This is a genomic window from Pseudomonas sp. LBUM1668 (genome assembly GCF_059695715.1).
On the sequence record NZ_CP166787.1, the window covers coordinates 4,071,948 to 4,092,337 of the forward strand.

A 20,390-nucleotide genomic window follows, 5' to 3' on the forward strand; every position below is an offset into this window, starting at 1 on the left:
ATGCTGTCTGGCCGGGAGTCTTTATCCGGAACCATTCACCAATGAGAACGGATGACGTCTTGAAATAATTAGTCGGCAGGCTGGATCGCTAATAGGGCTGGGGTGCGGCGGCGTGTCGCAGTTCTCAGATCGCACCCATTCAATGGATTGTTTCTCTTTCTCATTTGACAATCATTATCATTCAACATAATTTGTCGCTCGATGTGTAGGGCAGCCCGCCCCCAGGCGCCCCACTAACCTATTGGCAGTAAGGTGATTTCCATGACGGAACAAGTATCCACAAGCAGGTGCGATTCACCGCTACTTCAGGCATTCGTCGACAACCGACTGATTCTGGTCAAGATTGCAGCACGCATTACCGGCTGCCGGTCACGCGCCGAAGATGTGGTGCAAGATGCGTTTTTCCGACTGCAGTCGGCACCGCCGATCACCTCGTCGATCAAGGCGCAATTGAGTTATCTGTTCCAGATCGTGCGCAACCTTGCGATCGATCACTACCGCAAACAGGCGCTGGAACAGAAGTACTCCGGCCCTGAGGAGGAAGGGTTGAACGTGGTCATTCAGGGTGCTTCGCCGGAAACCTCGCACATCAATTTCTCGACGCTGGAAAACATCGCCGATGCGCTGACCGAGCTACCGAGTCGCACGCGCTATGCATTCGAGATGTATCGCCTGCATGGTGTGCCGCAGAAGGACATCGCCAAGGAGCTTGGCGTGTCGCCGACCCTGGTCAATTTCATGATCCGTGATGCGCTGGTGCACTGCCGCAAGGTGTCGAGCAGCCGTCGGGATCCAGTGGCTGTGGGTCGTCGTTAAGACCGAGTTGTCCGCACAAAAAAGATCGCAGCCTTCGGCAACTCCTACACGGGTTTCGCGTTAACCCTGTAGGAGCTGCCGAAGGCTGCGATCTTTTGCTTTAAGGCAATATCAAGCCAGCTTGCACCGATCAAAAAACCGCTCACGCCCCAACATCATCAGCGCTGCACGTTTGTGCGGGAAGTCGAACTCTTTTTCGCAATGGAAGCACTGGTTCTGCATGTAGCCGATCATCTTCGCGTTGTCGGCGCGCGGTTCGGCGACCACTCGCTGAGTGCGCGGATCATCCAGAAACAGGTAATGCACCAGCGCCGATAACCAACTCGCCACTTTGTGCGGGCCGCGGTGATCCTCCTCACCTACCAACATATGAATGCCACGGTCGTAATTGTCGGCATCGTAGAACGGCGCGATGCGATCTTCCTTGGCCCAATAGGCTTCGAAATAGGCAAATGGCTGATCATCGAAACAGCCGATCAAGGTCAGCGTGTGCGGATCGGCGTCGAGTTTGCCGAGGTATTCGCGATGCTTTTCGAGACTGCCCTGTTCGTCCCAGAAACTGGCGACTCGCGGGTTGTTCTGCCAGCGATTGAAGCGCGGCAGGTCGTCTTCGATCTGGACCGTGCGCAGAGAAATCCAGGCGCCGAGGCGCGCATCGAAACGTCGATAGACTTCACCGCGCGGCTTCACCGGTCTTAAAGGATGGCGCTTGCCAGCGCTAATCTTCATTTGTTGCGGATAGCAGCCGGTCAGAGACGTGCCGAGCCACGGCTGCGGTAACTGCCAGAACAGCGTGCGCTCGCAGCGGTATTCGCCGGTCACTTCAGTGTTCACCAACAGACCGCTGAGCAAGGCTTCGGTCGGCGGCTGGTCGAGTTGCCAGGTCAATTGCTGGCACGCCGGATCGCGCGCGAACAGCCAATAACACGCTGCCCACAGGGCTTGCCCCGGCGGCAAAGCGAAACGCTCGTCGATCTGGATCGGCCCTTTGGCCTCGCGATCAAGGCGCAGGCGAATCAGCGGCTGCCCGTCCAGGCTCAGGCTCAAGCGGCTTTCGGTTGCATCAGCTACCAACTGGCTGCCCGAAGGCAATGCCAGGGCAGTCAGGTCATTCAGATTGGACATGGGTCGGCCTCACGATAATCGTCGACAGTTAAACGATGTGACGTGAGCCGAGGGCAAAAAATTAAGCTCAGTTGCAAAAATACTTAAACTTCGTTCCCTGACAACATTTCCTTCAAGCGAATACGGGTTACGTCGTAATCATTCCCGGCGACAGAATTAACATGACTGACCAGTCGCAGTTGCACAGTGCTGGAGTTGGCAATGAAGGTACTACCCACTGTGATCCATTCCGGCGATAGAAGAGGTGTCGGTTCTACAATGATCGACTGATCGCTTTCCAACGACAGTTTTGGCGCCGGATTAGCCGGACTATTCCTGCGAAGTTGCAGAGTGAATTCATAACTACGGCCCGGCTGCAGATACTTATAATCCTTGAACAGGTGAATACCGTTGTTGGGACTTGTATATCCCCAATTCCATAGATAGTGTCCAGTCTTGTCACTCTTCACAATGAGATCTAACGGATCCGCCGCGGCAGGTCCTTTCTTCCAACTGTTCCACCCCGTCAGGTCGAAATCTGTGAAGTCGTCGAGTAACTGATGCTCGCGCTGACGAATCTTGTGAGTCGTACGCGGAAGTTCCTGAGCAGTCTCAATATCTGATTGACCGCCATAGGCGAGAAAGCATTCAACTGTCAATGCTGAATAATCATCCAGGCCAAACAACCATCCGCGAGGAATAGTCAACTTGACACCCTCGACAAGATGACGCTCCTCAATCTCTTCCGCCTCCAGGAGCGTAAGCACTGTCTCGGACGGGTCAGCATGCAGGCCCGCAACACGAACCCACATCTTCTGACCCACGGCGAAAAAAGGTGGGGGGGCTAATGTGACTATCGCATCATGCGAAAGACTGCGCAGGTCCAGCACTTTATCCCCTTCGATTAGAGTCACATCTGGAAGTGCCGGGGCAGGGAGATCAGACATATCCAGATATTGCACCTGGAGTTCAAGCTTCTGTGATTCCCATGAGGTATTGCCTCGAGAAACCTCATACCAGACAAAAAGGGTTTTACCGATGCAGGCACCGATCGTGCAGGCAAGAATCCCGAAATCAACGCTTCCACTTTCATTACCTTGTTTTTCCTCGAAAGTGGGAACCCCTATACCTGCCGGCCCCTCGCAATGAAAAATAATGGTATCGGTCTTCTCCATCTTATATTTGACGGTCGCTGTTGCTCCGTCAAAAGCGTCCATTGGATAGAGCGTATTGTTAGTAAGCGCTTCTTTTACTTCCGGGACTGGTAAATCCATTTCCATGAAATGTGTCATTACTCAAACTCCTGCAAGATAAGGTCGTACACCGAGAGTCAGGTACGATCACGATTCAAACAGGAATAATCTGCCCCAACCACTGTCAGGTCTGACAGGTTAAAAAGCCTTCGCTGGGTGGTAGGCTGGCATGTTCAGAGTACCAACAGCATCTCTGTCAGTGATCATGCACCGGCACCACGGCAATCCGATAAGGATCGAAGATTTTCAGCATTTCGCCATTGTCGCGCAGGCCTTGCAGCAACTTGCTGAACGCTTCGCCGGTTATCGGCGCGGCCGGACGCAGGATGGCGTAATGGTGATAGACCTGATCGATGCGCTGGGACACCAGCAATTCATCGCGCACCTTCTCGTTGCGCAGCAGGTAGTCACTCAAGTACGAACGGGTCACCAGCGCAATATCCGCGCGTCCGCGTAGCACCATCAACAGGTTGCTGTCGTGGGAATAGGTCAGCGTGGCCTTGAAGTTTTGCGCGAGGAATTTCGGGTCGGCATTGAAGTTGGCGAACTCGTAGTGATAGCCACTGAACAGCGCCAGACGCTTGCCGCTCAGGTCGGCAAAATAGTTCTGCTGCCGGCCGTCTTCGCGTTGCGCGACAAAAATCTCGGCATCCTCAAGCCCCATGTCGACGTCGTTGTGAGGGATTTCCTTCCAGCCCCACTCAGGGTTCTCGAAGATCGCCATGTCGATCCGGCCCTGCTTGAAATCACCGAAACGGCGCGGAATCGAAGTTGGCACGAGGACGAACTGATAGTCGCTTTGCAGCCGGTTCAAGGCCTCGACCATCTGAGGCAACAGACCGGTGTCGGCACCGTTTTCGGGGCGAACGGTATAAGGCGGAAAGTGCGCTGCACCAACCCGAACCAATTGCGCTGCCTGAGCGGGCAATACCCATAATGCAGCCAGCGCTGCGAGCAATAACCTCGCGGCGGTCCGACTTGGCAAAGACTTCAAAACACCCCACTCCCCGAAAAAATACCGATCAATGCATTCAAGCTAGGCGGTTTCGCCCAGTTAGCCAGTTTCCCGGCCCGATAGAAAGCGCTTCAACGCTCTTCAAGCACCAGAATCAGCGCCTCATCAGCCAACTGATCAAGACTCAGACTGCCGCCGGCACGGAACCAGGTGGTGGTCCAGGACAGGGCACCGGTGAGGAAACGCCGCGTGACAAATACGTCCCCACGAATGAACCCGGCCTCCTTGGCTTCACCGAGCACCTGTAGCCAGATTTCTTCATAGACATCGCGCAAGGCGAGAACCTTGGCCTGGCCTTCTTCGGACAACGAGCGCCATTCATAGACCAGCACCGCCATGGCTTCGCCGCTGCCGCCCATGATCGATTGCAATTCACAGCGAATCAGCGCCAATACGCGCTCGCGCACATTGGTCGCATCGGCGAGCGCCGCGCGCATCAATGCGGTGTTATAGCGGATGGTTTCTTCCATCACCGCACGGAGAATTTCGTCCTTGCTTTTGAAGTGATGAAAAATGCTCCCCGACTGAATACCCACCGCGCCGGCCAGATCGCGCACCGTAGTACGCTCATAACCTTTGTTGCGGAACAGGTGAGCCGCCACTTGCAGCAGTTTGCCGCGGGCGCTGTCCGGGTCGGTCAACTGGCCTTGGTCGACCAATTCGCGCATGACCCTCAGGGCTTTTTGCTCGTCCACCCGTTCTCTCCTACAGTCGATCAGTCTGTTGCCCCCTGAAACCGCAGGGTTGCGCGCAATTTAAGCCGCCAACGACAACCAAGCAAGCGCTTGGGCAGAAGATATTTCAGCTGTTTACAAACCAAGCGCTTGCTTGGTAGCCTCCAAACACTTCTGTCGCAGGTCCCTGAGCCGGAGATAAAAATGCCAACCACCGTCCGCATCGGATGCGCCAGTGCTTTCTGGGGTGACACCTCTACCGCCGCCGCGCAACTGGTAGAGGGTGGGCGCCTGGATTATCTGGTGTTCGATTACCTGGCCGAAATCACTATGTCGATCATGGCCGGCGCGCGCATGAAGGATCCGCAGGGCGGGTTCGCCAGCGACTTCATCGACGTCCTCACCCCGCTGCTGCCACAACTGGCCGAGCAGAATATCCGCGTCATCAGCAACGCTGGCGGCGTCAATCCCCAGGCCTGCGCCGCCGCCCTGCAAGCTGCCTGCGACGCTGCCGGCATCAAGCGGAAAATTGCCGTCCTGCTGGGCGATGACCTGCAACCGCAATTCAAGCAGCTCGCCGCTCAGGGCATCAGCGAAATGTTCACCGGCGCGCCATTGCCACCGATGTGCGTCTCGACCAACGCCTACCTCGGCGCGCCAGGCATCGTCGAGGCGCTACGTCTGGGCGCCGACATCGTCATTACCGGGCGCGTGGTCGACAGCGCCGTCGTCAGTGCCGCGCTGGTGCATGAATTCGGCTGGTCGTGGCACGACTACGACAAACTCGCCCAGGCCGCACTGGCCGGGCACATCATCGAATGCGGCGCGCAGTGTACCGGCGGCAACTTCACCGACTGGCGCGACGTTCCGGATTACGAGCACATCGGCTTTCCAATCGTTGAAGTCAGTGCCGACAGCCACTTCATCGTCAGCAAGCCCGAGGGCTCCGGCGGCCTGATCACGCCGCTGACCGTCGGCGAGCAGATGCTTTACGAAATCGGCGATCCGCAGGCCTATCTGCTGCCCGATGTGGTCTGCGACTTCACTCAGGTCAAACTCCAGCAACAAGGCAAGAACGCGGTGCATGTGCACGGTGCCAAAGGCCTGCCGCCCAGCGACAGATACAAGGTCAGCGCGACGTATCCGGACGGCTTCCGTTGTACCGCCAGTTGCCTGATAGCCGGCATCGATGCAGTGGAGAAGGCCCGACGCGTCAGCCAGGCGATCATCGACAAGACGTCGGAAATGTTCAGCCAGCGCGGCTGGGTGCCTTACAGCGAAACCCACATTGAATTGCTCGGCAGCGAATCCACCTACGGCCCTCATGGGCAGCGCCACGACACCCGCGAAGTGGTGATCAAACTTGCCGTGCGCCATCCGAACAAGCAGGCGCTGATCCTGTTCTCCCGGGAAATCGCCCAGGCTGCAACCGGCATGGCACCAGGGCTGACCGGCATCGTTGGCGGACGGCCGACGGTCTATCCGGTTATCCGGCTGTTCTCGTTCCTGATCGACAAAAGCGTCTGCAGCCTCCACATCAACATGGCCGGTGAAAACCACCCGTGTGTCCTGCCCGCGCTGACCGCACTCGACAGCCAGGACTTGCCCATCGCCGAGCAACCACCCAAACCCCAGGGTCGCGCCGACGCCAGCCTGCCGTTGGTGAAACTGGCCGTGGCGCGCTCAGGTGACAAGGGCAACCACAGCAACATCGGCGTCATGCCGCGCAAGCCTGAATATCTGCCGTGGATCGCCGAAGCATTGACGCCTGAGGTGATCGTCGACTGGATGAGCCACGTTCTCGATCCGATCCACGGCCGCGTCGAACGCTGGTATCTGCCCGGCACCCATAGCCTCAACTTTCTATTGGAAAACGCCCTCGGCGGTGGTGGCGTGGCCAGTCTGCGCATCGACCCGCAAGGCAAAGCTTTCGCCCAGCAACTCTTGGAAATCCAGATCCCGGTGCCACAGAGCATCGCCGAACAGTTCGACTAGAGGATGGTTTGCATGGCTTACGCGTCGATTTTCAATGCCGATCTGTTCAGCGGCCAGACCATCATCGTCACTGGCGGCGGCAGCGGCATTGGTCGCTGCACCGCCCATGAACTGGCAGCGCTCGGCGCCCATGTGCTGCTGGTCGGGCGCAAACCTGAAAAGCTGCAAAAAGTCGCCGCCGAAATCACCGAGGACGGTGGTTGCGCGCATTGGCAGGCTTGCGATATCCGCGATGAGGAAGCGGTCAGACAACTGGTCAGCGAATTGATCGCTGAACACGGACCGATCCATGGACTGGTCAACAATGCCGGCGGCCAATACCCGGCGCCGCTGGCTTCGATCAATCAGAAAGGTTTCGAAACCGTACTGCGCACCAACCTGGTCGGCGGTTTTCTGATGGCACGGGAAGTGTTCAACCAGTCGATGAGCAAACACGGTGGCAACATCGTCAACATGCTCGCCGACATGTGGGGCGGCATGCCCGGCATGGGCCACTCCGGCGCGGCGCGTGCGGGCATGGACAACTTCACCAAGACCGCCGCCTTCGAGTGGGGTTACGCCGGGGCGCGGGTCAACGCGGTGGCGCCGGGCTGGATTGCCTCCAGCGGCATGGACACCTACGAAGGCGCATTCAAAGCGGTGATCCCGACCCTGCGCGAGCATGTGCCACTCAAGCGCATCGGCACCGAATCGGAAGTCAGCGCGGCGATCGTGTTTCTGCTCAGTCCGGCAGCGGCTTTCATCAGTGGCAGCACGTTGCGCATCGATGGTGCAGCCAGCCTCGGCAGTCGTGCGTGGCCGCTACACAAGGCGACCCACAGTGAATCGTTCAATGGTTTTCACCGGGCCTACCTTCCCGATGTGCTCAAGGACAAGGAGTAAGCCATGGCGCAGATCCAGTCCCGACTCGACCCGCACAGCGAGGCGTTCGCCCGCAACCGTGCGGCGATGCTTACCGCCATCGAGCAAGTGCAACAACTCGAACAGAACCTGCTGAACAAGGCCGCCGAAGCCAAGCCGAAATTCGACAAGCGCGGGCAACTACTGCCCCGCGAACGCTTGAACCTGCTGCTCGACCCCGGCGCACCTTTTCTCGAGCTGGCCAGCCTCGCCGGTTACAAACTGCATGACGACAAGGACGGCAGCGCGGCCGGTGGTGGCTTGATCGCCGGTATTGGCTACGTGTCAGGCATCCGCGCGATGGTCGTCGCCAATAACAGCGCAATCAAGGGCGGCACGATCTCGCCCAGTGGCCTGAAAAAATCCCTGCGCCTGCAACAGATCGCTCAGGAAAACAAACTGCCGGTGATCACCCTCGCCGAAAGCGGCGGTGCCAACCTCAACTACGCAGCGGAGATTTTCGTCGAAGGTGCGCGCAGCTTTGCCAATCAGGCACGGATGTCGGCGATGGGTTTGCCGCAGATCACCGTGGTGCATGGCTCGGCTACGGCGGGCGGCGCTTATCAACCGGGCTTGTCGGATTACGTAGTGGTGGTGCGCGGCAAGGCCAAGCTGTTTCTCGCCGGCCCCCCGCTGCTCAAGGCCGCAACCGGCGAAGTGGCGACCGATGAAGAACTGGGCGGCGCCGAGATGCACGCGCAGGTCGCCGGCACGGCCGAGTATCTGGCCGAGAACGATGCCGATGGCGTGCGTCAGGTGCGCGAGATTCTGCGGATGCTGCCGTGGAACGAGCAACTGCCGTGGCTGCCGGAACCGCAATACAAAGAGCCGCTCTACCCGATCGATGAATTGCTCGGCTTGATCCCGGACGATCCGAAAAAACCCTATGACGTGCGCGAAATCATTGCGCGGATCGCTGACGAATCGAACTTCCTAGAGTTCAAGGGCGAGTTCGACCAGCAAACCATTTGCGGCCAATTGAAAATCCAGGGCCGCGCCTGCGGCTTCATCGGCAACAACGGCCCGATCACGCCGAACGGTGCGAGCAAAGCTGCGCAGTTTATTCAACTGTGCGATCAGAGCCAGACGCCGCTGCTGTTTTTCCACAACACCACAGGGTTCATGGTCGGCACCGAGTCCGAGCAGCAAGGGGTGATCAAACACGGTTCGAAACTGATTCAAGCGGTGGCCAACGCGCGAGTGCCTAAACTGACGATGGTCGTCGGCGGCTCCTACGGCGCCGGCAACTATGCAATGTGTGGGCGCGGCCTCGATCCACGGTTTATTTTCGCCTGGCCCAACAGCCGCACGGCGGTGATGGGCGGTGCGCAGGCTGGCAAAGTGTTGCGCATCGTCACCGAAGCCAAACAGCTCAAGGACGGCCTGGTACCAGACCCGAAAATGCTCGACATGCTCGAACAGGTCACCGCGCAGAAACTCGACAGCCAGTCCACCGCGCTCTACGGCAGCGCCAACCTGTGGGACGACGGTTTGATCGACCCGCGTGACACTCGCACCCTGCTCGGGTACTTGCTGGATATTTGCCACGAAGCCGACATTCGCGCACTGCAACCCAACAGCTTCGGCGTCAGCCGCTTCTGACGGCCACGGATCTTACGGAGAACAATAAAAATGATCTTCACCCCGGAACACGAAGCACTGCGCCGCACCGTCCGCCAGTTTGTCGAACACGAGATCAACCCGCACGTCGATGAATGGGAAAAGGCCGGACGCTTTCCGATCCACGAGATCTTCCGCAAGGCCGGCGACCTCGGCCTGCTGGGCATTTCCAAGCCAGAAAAATTCGGCGGCATGGGCCTCGATTACAGCTACTCGATTGTCGCGGCTGAAGAGTTCGGCACCATTCATTGCGGCGGCATCCCGATGTCGATTGGTGTACAGACCGACATGTGCACCCCGGCGCTGGCGCGGTTCGGCTCGGATGAACTGCGCGAAGAGTTCCTTCGCCCGGCAATCACCGGCGAGCAGGTTGGCTGCATCGGTGTTTCCGAAGTCGGTGCCGGCTCGGACGTCGCGGGGTTGAAAACCACTGCGCGCAAGGACGGTGACGACTACGTGATCAATGGCAGCAAAATGTGGATCACCAACTCGCCGAGCGCCGACTTCATCTGCCTGCTGGCCAACACTTCGGACGACAAGCCGCACATCAACAAGTCGCTGATCATGGTGCCGATGACCACGCCCGGTATCAGCCTCAGCTCGCATCTGGACAAGCTCGGCATGCGCAGTTCGGAAACCGCGCAGGTGTTTTTCGACGATGTCCGCGTGCCGCAGCGCAACCGCATCGGTCATGAAGGCGCAGGCTTCATGATGCAGATGTTGCAGTTTCAGGAAGAACGCCTGTTCGGCGCGGCGAACATGATCAAGGGTCTGGAGTATTGCGTCGACAGCACCATCGAGTACTGCAAGGAACGCAAGACCTTCGGCAATGCACTGATCGACAATCAGGTCATCCATTTCCGCCTCGCCGAATTGCAGACTGAAATCGAATGCCTGCGCGCATTGGTTTATCAGGCCACCGAGCAATACGTTCGGGGCCAGGACGTTACCCGACTGGCGTCGATGGCCAAGCTCAAGGCCGGCCGGCTCGGCCGCGAAGTCAGCGACAGTTGCCTGCAATACTGGGGCGGCATGGGCTTCATGTGGGACAACCCGGTGGCACGCGCCTATCGCGATGTGCGGCTGGTATCGATTGGCGGCGGCGCCGACGAAATCATGCTGGGGATCATCTGCAAACTGATGGGCATCCTGCCGGGGAAAAAGAAATGAGTGGCCTGCCCGAGTGCCAGACGCTGCTTTTGGAACTGCATGGCGGTGTGCTGCACATCACCCTCAATCGCCCGGACAGCCGCAATGCCATGAGCCTGCAAATGGTCAGCGAACTGCGCGCGGTGTTGGCGGCTGTTCGCGATGACCGTGCTGTTCGCGCCTTGGTGCTCAGCGGTAGCGGCGGCCATTTCTGTGCCGGCGGCGACATCAAGGACATGGCCAATGCCCGCGCCGAGGGTGCCGAGGCTTACCGTGATTTGAACCGGGCGTTCGGCGCGCTGCTGGAAGAAGCCCAGCACGCGCCGCAAGTATTGATCTGCGTGCTGCAAGGCGCGGTGATGGGCGGCGGGTTTGGCCTGGCCTGTGTCAGCGACGTGGCGATGGCTGATCACAAAGCGCAATTCGGTCTGCCGGAAACCAGCCTCGGCCTGCTACCGGCGCAGATCGGGCCGTTTGTGGTGCAACGCATTGGCTTGACCGAGACACGCAGACTGGCATTGACCGCTGCGCGTTTCGATGGTCATCAGGCGCGGCGCTTGGGGGTTGTGCATTTTGTCGAGCAGGATGCGCAGGCATTGGCCGAGCGACTGGATGAGGTGTTGCAGCATGTCTTGTGTTGCGCGCCGCAGGCGAATGCCGTCACCAAACAACTTCTGCTGGCCAGTGCCGGGCAACCATCGACTGAGTTGCTCGATGAAGCGGCGCAGTGGTTCAGCGAAGCGGTGACTGGCGCCGAAGGCATCGAGGGCACCATGGCGTTCATGCAAAAACGCAAACCGGGCTGGGCCACCTGACCCTGTGGGAGCGGGCTTGCCCGCGAAGAGGCCAGATCATCTAGCACAAAACCAAAGGGAAAAAGCCCATGCCCATCATCCACAAAATCCTGATCGCCAACCGCGGTGAAATCGCCTGCCGTATCCAGCGCACCGCACAGGCCCTTGGTTACCGCACCGTCGCCATCTTCAGCGACGCCGACGCCGATGCGCTGCACGTAAAAATCGCCGATCAAGCCGTGCGGGTTGGCCCGTCGCCGGTGCAGCAGTCCTACCTGAACATTCCGGCGATCCTCGACGCCGCCCGCCGCAGCGGCGCCGATGCGATCCACCCCGGCTATGGTTTTCTCTCGGAAAACGCCGGGTTCGCCCGCGCCTGCGAACAGGCCGGCCTGATTTTCATCGGCCCGAGCGCCGAGGCGATCGAACTGATGGGCAGCAAACGCCTGTCGAAACTCGCCATGCTCGACGCCGGCGTGCCGTGCATCGCTGGCTATCAAGGTGCAGCGCAGGACGACACCACCTTGCTGAGCGAAGCCGAACGCATCGGCTACCCGTTGATGATCAAGGCCAGTGCCGGTGGTGGCGGCCGCGGTATGCGGCTGGTGCACAACGCTGCGCAACTGCCAACGCAACTGCGCACCGCGCGCTCTGAAGCCCTGAATGCATTTGGCAGCGACGAATTGATTCTCGAACAGGCGCTGATCGACCCGCGACACGTCGAAGTGCAACTGTTTGGCGATCACCACGGCAACCTGATCTACCTCGGCGAACGCGACTGTTCGATCCAGCGCCGGCACCAAAAAGTCATCGAAGAAGCGCCCTGCCCGGTGATGACCGCCGAGTTGCGCCAAGCCATGGGCGAAGCCGCACTGAAGGCCGGCCGCGCAGTGAATTATGTCGGCGCCGGTACCGTGGAGTTTTTGCTCGACGCGCGCGGGCAGTTCTATTTCCTTGAGATGAACACCCGTCTGCAGGTCGAGCACCCGGTGACTGAACTGATCACCGGGCTCGATCTGGTCGCCTGGCAATTGTCGGTGGCCGAGGGGCGGCCTCTGCCGTTGACTCAGGCGCAAGTCCAGCTCAATGGCCATGCCATGGAAGTGCGGCTTTATGCTGAAGATCCCGCGCAAGATTTTCTGCCGCAAACCGGGTGCATTCAGGCGTGGGAACCCGCGTTGCAACACGGCGCGCGGATTGACCATGGTTTGCATGAAGGGCAAACGGTCAGCCCGTTCTATGACCCGATGCTCGGCAAACTGATCGCTCACGGTGCCACGCGTGAAGAGGCCCGCCGCAAGCTGCTGCGCGCGGTGCAGGACACGGTGTTGCTGGGCGTGCAAAGCAATCAGCGCTTGCTCGAAAGTCTGCTGCAACATGCACAATTCATCAGCGGTGAATTCAGCACCGGATTCATTCCCCAGCATTTCAGCGATCACCAAAGCTTGCATGCCTACACGCCGAGTGCCGAAGAACTGGCCATCGCTGCCGTGCTGTTTTATCTGGCATCGGCGCAACAACACCGCGCGCCATTGAGCGGCTGGCGCAACAACGCCAGCGCGCCGCTGCATTATCGGCTGGGTCTTGATGAACAGAACTGGACCGCGCAACTGCTCAGGTGCGCGGGGGATGTGATTGAGGTGCAAATCGCTGAACGCGCCCTCGAGCTGAAACTCATCGATCACAGCACATGTTCAGTGACACTTGAAATCAATGGCCTGCGCCAACGCCACGCCTATCGCCTCGATGCCGGGCAACTCTGGCTGTTCACCCATCCCGGCAGTCTGCACCTGGAGGATCGAACTCACGCGGTGATCGACAGTCAGACCAGCGTCAGCTCCGGCACCTTGAAGGCGCCGATGGACGGTGCGATTGTCGACGTCCTTGTCAGCGAAGGCAGTGCAGTCAGCAAGGGTCAATTGCTGGTGGTGCTGGAGGCAATGAAAATGGAGCATCCGCTCACGGCCGGCATCGACGGCGTGCTCAAGCGGGTGCAGGTCAAGGTCGGCGATCAGGTAAAAAATCGTCAGGTTCTGTTGCAGGTCGAGTAGTCGCCCGAGCGCATCCGCGGGGTTTGACTACGCTCTGAATTATCAGAACGCGGAAATCAGGAACCCTGCGATGCCACACTGGCTGGTCATTGATCTGGAAGCTACCACCGACGAGGGTGGCTGGCCGGTCACGGAAATGGAAATCATCGAGATCGGCGCCACGCTGGTCGATCGTGCCGGACGCGAGCAGGATCACTTTCAGCGCTTCGTCAAACCGACACGGCGGCCCTTGCTGACGCCCTTCTGTCGCCAGCTCACGCACATCACCCAGGCCAATATCGACGCGGCACAGACCTTGACCGATGTCTGGCCGGCGTTCGAACGCTGGCTCGCCCAGCATCAGCCACGTCTGGAAGGCTGGGCCAGTTGGGGCGATTACGACCGCAAGCAATTGCTGCAGGAATGGCAGCGACTGGCAATCGACAGTGGATTGAGCAAAGTGCCGCACATGAATCTCAAGCAACGCTTTGCCAAGGCCCGGCGCCTGGAACGGCCGCTGGGGCTCAACGGTGCGCTGGCGCTCGCCGGCATGCAGTTCAGCGGCCAGCAACATCGGGCGCTGGAGGACGCGCGCAACACGGCGCGGTTGTTGCCTTTGGTATTGCCACTCTAGGGTCAATTCTCGACTTGCCGGACACGCGCCGGGCAGGTGACGGCGTGGAAAGCCTTGTGCATACTGGCCGCCCCACTTTTTAGCCCTTTTCGAGGAATCGCCCATGTTTAAAGTCAACGAGTACTTCGACGGCACCGTCAAGTCGATCGCCTTTGGCACCGCTGAAGGTCCGGCGACCATCGGCGTCATGGCCCCGGGCGAATACGAATTCGGCACTGCCCAGCGTGAAATCATGCACGTGGTGTCCGGCGCACTTACGGTCAAACTGCCAGACAGCACCGATTGGGAAACCTTCGCCGCCGGCAGCCAGTTCAACGTACCGGCCAACAGCAAGTTCCAGCTGAAAGTCGCCGTCGACACTGCTTACCTGTGCGAATACCGCGGCTAAACCGCTGGTTTCGAAGCACCAATGAAAATGCCCGTGTCCAAGGACACGGGCATTTTTTGTTTCAGTGAGGGGTTACTCGAGAATCTCCACCGGCATCCCGACCTCAAGACGACCGTTGCTGTCATTCACCAGGTTCTGCCCGAACATCGCGCCGTCAGCCTGCGCGCGGGTCTTTTGCAATGTCGCCAGCGGTTCGCGGTCAGCACTGCGCTCGCCGGTTTGCGGGTCGATGGTGGTGAGGATGCAGCGTGAGCACGGCTTGACCACGCGGAACTCGACGTCGCCAATGCGAATCCGCTTCCAGCCATCCTCGGCATACGCCTCACTGCCTTCTATCACCAGATTCGGCCGAAAACGCAGCATTTCCAGCGGCCGCCCAACCGCCTGCGACAAATGCTGCCGCGATGCCTCACCGATCAGCAACAACGGGAAACCGTCGGCTAACGCGACCTGATCGTCATCCTTGCCAAAACCTGCCTGAGTCATCCGCGCGCGATCCAGCGGCATTTGCACCAGACGGGTCGGTTTACCAATGAACTCACTGACCCATTGCGCCGCCTGATCACCCGCATCCGGCATTCGCAAGGTGTCGCGCCAAATGGTCACGCCGCGAAGTTCGGCGTCGTTGCCGGGCAAGTCGATTTCGATCGAAGCACGCTCGGGCGCACTCAGGGTCAAGCCGCCTTGGGCATTCCACAGCGCCGACAGCTGGCTCATCTTCGCTTCGGCGCGCTGGGTCAGGAACCGCCCGCTGGCTTCGTCCACCAGCATCCAGCGTCGATCGCCCTCAAGCCCCAGCTTGTCCAGGTTGATCCCTTGCAGAACCTCGCCCTTGCCGGATTTCAACGGATAACGATAAAGCGCGCTCAGACGCAGCATGGCCAGCTCCCTGGTGGGCAAAAAACGCCACCCTATACGAGCTTCAGCGGCGAATCAAAGACAGAGTTTGGATACTGCACGCAATCAATGCAGGAGCTGCGGCACGCTGCGATCTTTTGATTTTGATTTAAAGATCAAAAGATCGCAGCCTCGTTTCACTCGACAGCTCCTACAGAAGCGGTGGTGTTGCGATCAGGCCGGTACTTCATCAAGCATCAGGCGCTGACGCACCACGTCGACCAGTTTGTCCGGCTGGAACTTGGAGAGGAAGTTGTCGCAGCCGACCTTCTTCACCATCGAGTCGTTGAAACTGCCGGACAGGGATGTGTGCAACACCACGTACAGCCCGCGCAGGCGTGGGTCATTGCGTATTTCGGTAGTCAGGCGATAGCCATCCATTTCCGGCATTTCTGCGTCGGTGAAGATCATCAGCAGTTTGTCGGTCATGTTCACGCCGGTGTCGGCCCAGGCTTTGAGCATGTTCAGCGCCTTCAAACCGTCGCTGGCAATGTGCATTTTCACGCCGAGCTGACCGAGGGTGTCACGCAACTGCGAGAGCGCCACGTTGGAGTCGTCCACCAGCAACACTTCGCGGCCACGAGCGCGCTCCAGCACCGGATCATCGAGCTTTTCGCGCGAGACCTTGGCGTTGTACGGAACGATCTCGGCGAGCACTTTCTCGACGTCGATGATTTCCACCAGTTGATCGTCGACCTTGCTGATCGCCGTCAGGTAGTGCTGACGGCCGGCGCTGGCCGGTGGCGGCAGAATGGCTTCCCAGTTCATGTTGACGATGCGATCTACACCACCGACGAGGAAGGCCTGCACCGAGCGGTTGTATTCGGTAACGATGATGGTGCTCGTCGGGCTCGGCACCAATGGACGCATACCGATTGCCTGCGAAAGATCGATCACCGGCAACGTCTGCCCGCGCAGGTTGACCACACCGCAGACAAACGGGTGACGCTGAGGCATCAGGGTCAGCTTCGGCAGTTGCAGCACTTCCTGAACCTTGAACACGTTGATCGCAAACAACTGGCGCCCGGCCAGTCGAAACATGAGTATTTCCAGGCGATTCTCACCCACCAGTTGCGTGCGTTGGTCTACCGTGTCGAGAATGCCGGCCATCAATGACTCCTGGGCTTGTTCTGATGAATTCACTAAGAGGGGTTATCGGCTGCGAATGCCGAATCTTGATCCCCGCAGCAATCGCTCTGAAAATGCCATATCGGGGCATTGATGTCACATTAACATCATGCTTTACTGGCGCTGCATTTTTCATCTGCTAAAGTCTTTGCGGCGCGACCACGGTTCGCACGTTAGGTTCCCGCGCCTAAGGGATTCCCCTAGTATCAATCAGGCCCAACCTGATATTCGCAGTATCCAATAGCCATTAATGTGACGCCATTCTCATTGCATGAACGGAGTCAGGCTATTGTGTGCGATCGCAGTTCAGCGGAAACAAACCCTCTGGAACCTCTCAGTCTGTGCACCTGCACGTCTGGGCGCGATCTCCCGACGATCCACGATCGTCGTCACACACGGCATCCCCTCAGTAGCCATGATGTTGTGGAGATAAGCATGCCGATCGACCGTAAAGAGTGGGCGCAACGCTTCCCCGAATTTCTTGTCGAGGCTGAAACGCTCCTGGCCAAGTCCGAAGAATGCCTCAGCCATCTGCAGATGATCAGCAACGACAAGGACGCTATCGACTGCATGCTCAGTACCCTCCTCAAACTCGCAAGCAGGGCTGAAGCTCTGGCGCTTGAGGCGATTTCCGAGTTTTCCCTGCATATCTACGGTCTGCTCAATCTGGCACAGGATCACGTAGATCTGCACGAGCAGGCCCTGGAGGCGTTGAAGGAATGCTTCACACTGATGGCCTGGCAGCTTGAACTGGTCGATCATAAAACCGGGCAACTGAGCCTCGATAAAACCGAACAGACCTCACTGCTCGAAGCGTTTGCCTCTCAGGTCGGACAAGCTCAGTTTCAACCAGCGCTGAAAACCAAACGTTTGCCATTGCTGAACTATTCGGACCGCCAAGCCTGATTCGGCGTGACAGGGCTCGGCGAGGCTGACACACCGCAACGTCAATGTCGCAATTGAATAGCTCGTAGCTGCCAGCGACAAATCGAATAAATATTCATACCGGACAACAGCGTGTATTTCCTGCCGGGCTAAGGGTTTGCCTGTGTCTGAAGAGTTCAACTTCTGGCGATGCAGATACCATCGAACTCAATAAATCGATAATTTCATTATGGAACTCGCGTCCAACATGACGTATTTCCTGACGCATTGGACATATATAGCAAACGCGACCAACGGTATCTTAAGTGGTATTATGCCGCCCATTAAATGCTGCCAAGTTAATGGCACAGTGACTCCAGAGACAGGCATCCACCCGAAGTTGGTGATCCTGTACATTCACTGAGTCACGTTGAAATCCTAAACATTATTGACACCCTTTACAGACAGAGACCCGCCAGCCACCGGCCGGTCTACCCGCAGCGAACATCCATTGGCTCCATCCGTTATGTACGCCAGCCTCAAGTCAATCACTACATGGCCTCCCTCCCGGGAAAACGCGCGTCGGTTCACACTCATATTGTGCGTCGCGGCAGCACTTGGCAGCCTGCTGACCTACGGGTTTTCCGCGCAACTTCACCTGGGAGTACTGTTGCTGAACATTGCCGCCACCGCCTGTGTCTGGGTGCAATATCGGCTGTCACGCAAATCGATAAAATTCCAGCCACAGGAACTTGCTGACCGTTTGCTGGAAGTCCAGGAAAACGAGCGTCACCGCCTCAGCCGCGAATTGCACGATGATATCGGCCAATTGCTGACCGCCGCCAAGCTGCAAGGCGACTGGCTCAAACGACGAATGCCGGAAGATTTACAGGAACACTGCAGCACACTTTGCGAAACCCTCGAAGAGACGCTGAACAAAGTGCGCGATGTATCGGCCATCCTCAATCCCCGCCAGTTGACCAGCCTCGGCCTTGAGGCCAGCCTGCGAGCGCATCTGCTCAAGACAATGACCAACACCAGCGTGCACTGGAGTCTCGATTGTCAGCAACGCCTCAACGGCATCCCGGAAGAAATGGCGGTCGCCGCTTTCCGCATCACCCAGGAAGCCGTCACCAATATTTTGCGTCATGCACAGGCGAAAAACCTGCTGATACGCGTGCAGCGTCTGCCGAAAGGCCTGACATTGCTGATCAGCGATGACGGCCTGGGATTTGCCCCGGCTGCCAACCCGGGTCGTGAAGGACAGCGGGGCATGGCCGGGATGGCCGAACGGATCGAGCAATTGGGTGGCACCCTGAGCGTTACCAGCGAGCCGGGCAAAGGCACTCAAATCGAAGCACTTTTCCCCTGGGCGCCGCGGGCACTCGAGCGGGCCAGTACGAATAAGGTTATGCGTTGACTTGTAACTTACTTCTGGTGGATGACCACTCGCTGATCAGGGCCGGCGTTCGCGCTCTGGTGCTGGATATTCCCGGTTACGCGGTTGTTGGCGAAGCCAATGATGGCTCGCAACTGCTCGAAATGTTCGAGCAGCTCAGCCCCGATATTGTGCTGCTGGATATTTCCATGAAGCACACCGGTGGCCTGGAAGCCCTGCAACGACTCAAGCAAGTGCGGCCACAGAGCAAAGTGCTGATTTTGTCGATGCACACCGATCCTGCGTTGATCATGCAGGCACTGGAGTCCGGCGCTCACGGCTACCTTCTCAAAGACACCACGGCCACCGAACTCGAACACGCGCTGGAAGCCTTGCGCAATAACGAGCGTTACCTGAGTCCGGCCATCGCTCATACCGTGATCAACCAGGCACTGACTCGCAATCAGAAGCAGCCGGAAATCGCCGATTCGCACAACCTCACGGCCCGACAACTGGAAATCCTGCGCCTGATCGTGCGTGGAAAATCCACCCGGGAAATTGCCAATGGCCTGGGCTTGAGCATCAAAACTGTCGAGACCCACCGCTCGCAGATCATGAAGCGTCTGCAAATCTACGATGTAGCGGGCCTGGTGCTGTTTGCTGTACGCGAACAGATCATCAGTCTGGACGATTGAGCGCCAGATTTTCGCTCAACAGCGGCGAGTCCTTCGGCAGATGTATCTGCAACGCCGCCGGGCGCGCCTCGAAGCGCATGCTGTCGCCTTCCAGTGGCTCCCCGTCAAGATTGATGTAGAGCCCCTCGGCCACCTTGATCTCGACCCAAGGCAAGCGGGTTCGGACAAACATGTTGTCGATGCCGAATCCATCGCTGAGCAGGCTTTTCAGTGTGCCCACCAGCTCCTGTGGCGCAGGCAGGATGCTGATATCCAGCAACCCGTCGTCAGCCAGCGCCTGCGGGCATAAAACATGCCCGCCGCCAGCCTGGCGACCATTGCCTATCCCCAATGCCAGCAGCTCACCACTCCAGTGAAAGTCCGGCCCCTGCAGCTCGCCATAAGCGGCGTGCAGTTCGCTGAACCGCGACAAACCAGTGAACAGATAGGCCGCCCCGCCCAGTACCTTTTTCAGATCCTCTGAAGTATTGGCCGTGACCTGACTGCCGAAACCGCCGGTGGCCATGTTGAGGAAAATCTGCCCGCCCACTTCACCCAGATCAATGTCACGTGGCGGTACATCGAGGAGTTCAAGCGCCTCGGCCGGCTCCAGCGGAATCCCCGCCGCGCGGGAAAAATCGTTAGCGGTACCCAAAGGCAAAAGGACAAGGCTGGCTTTCCCGGGGTGGGCCGCAAGGGCTTCGGCGATGTCGCGCAACGTACCGTCTCCGCCGCCGGCAATAATTTTCGTGTACCCGTCCGCCAATGCTTGCTCGACCCAGCGTTGGGCATCCCCCGCCTCCCAGGTCAGGCGCACCGCCAACTCCCAGCCTTGCTCGCGTTTGTCCTCGACCGCGGTGCGAACCGCCTCGTTGAGTGCCTGCTTGCCATGCAGGATCAACAGTGCCCGGCGTTCACTCATAGCGTCACTCCCTGAATTGAATCGGTTGAAACATCTTGACCACCGTGGCGCGCAAAAAAGCCCAAAGAATGACAAATAATTCCTTCGTCTGGTTGCGGCGTCCTACACAGCGGTATTTTTTCTTACAAAACATGAGGAATCGGCTTAATTGACCG

At 58.5% G+C, this 20,390-nt stretch carries 19 protein-coding genes; 12 read left to right on the forward strand and 7 right to left on the reverse strand.

What is annotated here, in order from left to right:
* The first annotated feature begins 261 nt into the window (after positions 1 to 261).
* A complete protein-coding gene (locus ACA061_RS18310) occupies positions 262 to 816 on the forward strand; it encodes an RNA polymerase factor sigma-70 (protein ID WP_150603391.1) in 555 nt (184 codons plus the stop codon).
* A gap of 111 nt (positions 817 to 927) precedes the next feature.
* Here the strand turns inward: ACA061_RS18310 and ACA061_RS18315 are convergent, their stop codons facing one another.
* The 4 genes from ACA061_RS18315 to ACA061_RS18330 form a co-directional block, all read right to left on the reverse strand.
* Complete coding sequence (locus ACA061_RS18315) at positions 928 to 1,941, reverse strand: GNAT family N-acetyltransferase (protein WP_497299794.1); 1,014 nt, start codon at positions 1,939 to 1,941, stop codon at positions 928 to 930.
* Between the two features lie 83 nt (positions 1,942 to 2,024).
* Positions 2,025 to 3,212 carry a hypothetical protein gene (locus ACA061_RS18320; RefSeq protein WP_210553934.1) on the reverse strand — a complete coding sequence of 396 codons (1,188 nt, stop codon included), beginning with the start codon at positions 3,210 to 3,212 and terminating at the stop codon, positions 2,025 to 2,027.
* A gap of 157 nt (positions 3,213 to 3,369) precedes the next feature.
* Entirely contained in the window at positions 3,370 to 4,167 is a 798-nt protein-coding gene (locus ACA061_RS18325) for a substrate-binding periplasmic protein (RefSeq protein ID WP_210700435.1), read from the reverse strand.
* 92 nt (positions 4,168 to 4,259) lie between these two features.
* A complete protein-coding gene (locus tag ACA061_RS18330) occupies positions 4,260 to 4,883 on the reverse strand; it encodes a TetR/AcrR family transcriptional regulator (RefSeq protein ID WP_150603388.1) in 624 nt (207 codons plus the stop codon).
* A gap of 183 nt (positions 4,884 to 5,066) precedes the next feature.
* On the opposite strand from ACA061_RS18330, the gene ACA061_RS18335 reads away from it, so the two are divergent.
* The 8 genes from ACA061_RS18335 (at position 5,067) to ppnP (ending at position 14,372) form a co-directional block, all read left to right on the forward strand.
* On the forward strand, positions 5,067 to 6,857 hold the full coding sequence (locus ACA061_RS18335; protein ID WP_497299796.1) for an acyclic terpene utilization AtuA family protein: 1,791 nt from the start codon (positions 5,067 to 5,069) through the stop codon (positions 6,855 to 6,857).
* Between the two features lie 12 nt (positions 6,858 to 6,869).
* A complete protein-coding gene (locus ACA061_RS18340) occupies positions 6,870 to 7,739 on the forward strand; it encodes an SDR family oxidoreductase (RefSeq protein WP_497299797.1) in 870 nt (289 codons plus the stop codon).
* A 3-nt stretch (positions 7,740 to 7,742) separates the two neighbouring features.
* A complete protein-coding gene (atuC, locus tag ACA061_RS18345) occupies positions 7,743 to 9,359 on the forward strand; it encodes a geranyl-CoA carboxylase subunit beta (RefSeq protein WP_497299798.1) in 1,617 nt (538 codons plus the stop codon).
* A gap of 30 nt (positions 9,360 to 9,389) precedes the next feature.
* The gene (gene atuD / locus ACA061_RS18350) at positions 9,390 to 10,547 is read left to right on the forward strand and encodes a citronellyl-CoA dehydrogenase (protein ID WP_042560224.1); all 1,158 of its coding nucleotides are present in this window, start codon (positions 9,390 to 9,392) and stop codon (positions 10,545 to 10,547) included.
* Positions 10,544 to 11,341, forward strand: a complete 798-nt coding sequence (locus tag ACA061_RS18355; protein ID WP_497299799.1) for an enoyl-CoA hydratase/isomerase family protein — start codon at positions 10,544 to 10,546, stop codon at positions 11,339 to 11,341. The genes atuD and ACA061_RS18355 overlap by 4 nt, the downstream gene beginning before the upstream one ends.
* Positions 11,342 to 11,409: 68 nt before the next feature.
* Positions 11,410 to 13,371: an acetyl/propionyl/methylcrotonyl-CoA carboxylase subunit alpha gene (locus ACA061_RS18360; protein ID WP_497299800.1), complete on the forward strand. Its 1,962-nt coding sequence runs from the start codon at positions 11,410 to 11,412 to the stop codon at positions 13,369 to 13,371.
* A gap of 70 nt (positions 13,372 to 13,441) precedes the next feature.
* Positions 13,442 to 13,984, forward strand: coding sequence for a 3'-5' exonuclease (locus ACA061_RS18365; RefSeq protein ID WP_210700428.1), 543 nt, complete (start codon positions 13,442 to 13,444; stop codon positions 13,982 to 13,984).
* A gap of 103 nt (positions 13,985 to 14,087) precedes the next feature.
* A complete protein-coding gene (gene ppnP / locus ACA061_RS18370; protein ID WP_003183665.1) occupies positions 14,088 to 14,372 on the forward strand; it encodes a pyrimidine/purine nucleoside phosphorylase in 285 nt (94 codons plus the stop codon).
* A 72-nt stretch (positions 14,373 to 14,444) separates the two neighbouring features.
* Here the strand turns inward: ppnP and ACA061_RS18375 are convergent, their stop codons facing one another.
* Together ACA061_RS18375 and ACA061_RS18380 are read right to left on the reverse strand one after the other, a co-directional pair.
* Positions 14,445 to 15,251: an MOSC domain-containing protein gene (locus ACA061_RS18375; RefSeq protein WP_497299802.1), complete on the reverse strand. Its 807-nt coding sequence runs from the start codon at positions 15,249 to 15,251 to the stop codon at positions 14,445 to 14,447.
* A 192-nt stretch (positions 15,252 to 15,443) separates the two neighbouring features.
* Complete coding sequence (locus ACA061_RS18380; RefSeq protein ID WP_150603380.1) at positions 15,444 to 16,379, reverse strand: chemotaxis protein CheV; 936 nt, start codon at positions 16,377 to 16,379, stop codon at positions 15,444 to 15,446.
* A 453-nt stretch (positions 16,380 to 16,832) separates the two neighbouring features.
* On the opposite strand from ACA061_RS18380, the gene ACA061_RS18385 reads away from it, so the two are divergent.
* The 3 genes from ACA061_RS18385 (at position 16,833) to ACA061_RS18395 (ending at position 19,334) form a co-directional block, all read left to right on the forward strand.
* Positions 16,833 to 17,303, forward strand: a complete 471-nt coding sequence (locus ACA061_RS18385) for a hypothetical protein (protein ID WP_497299803.1) — start codon at positions 16,833 to 16,835, stop codon at positions 17,301 to 17,303.
* A gap of 484 nt (positions 17,304 to 17,787) precedes the next feature.
* Entirely contained in the window at positions 17,788 to 18,681 is an 894-nt protein-coding gene (locus ACA061_RS18390; RefSeq protein ID WP_210554162.1) for a sensor histidine kinase, read from the forward strand.
* A complete protein-coding gene (locus ACA061_RS18395) occupies positions 18,678 to 19,334 on the forward strand; it encodes a response regulator (protein WP_150603378.1) in 657 nt (218 codons plus the stop codon). Before ACA061_RS18390 ends, ACA061_RS18395 begins: the two co-directional genes overlap by 4 nt.
* On the opposite strand, the gene yegS is transcribed toward ACA061_RS18395, so the two are convergent.
* Positions 19,318 to 20,235 (reverse strand): lipid kinase YegS, encoded by a 918-nt coding sequence (gene yegS, locus ACA061_RS18400; RefSeq protein ID WP_150603377.1) that lies wholly within the window; start codon positions 20,233 to 20,235, stop codon positions 19,318 to 19,320. The genes ACA061_RS18395 and yegS overlap by 17 nt on opposite strands.
* Positions 20,236 to 20,390 lie beyond the last annotated feature (155 nt).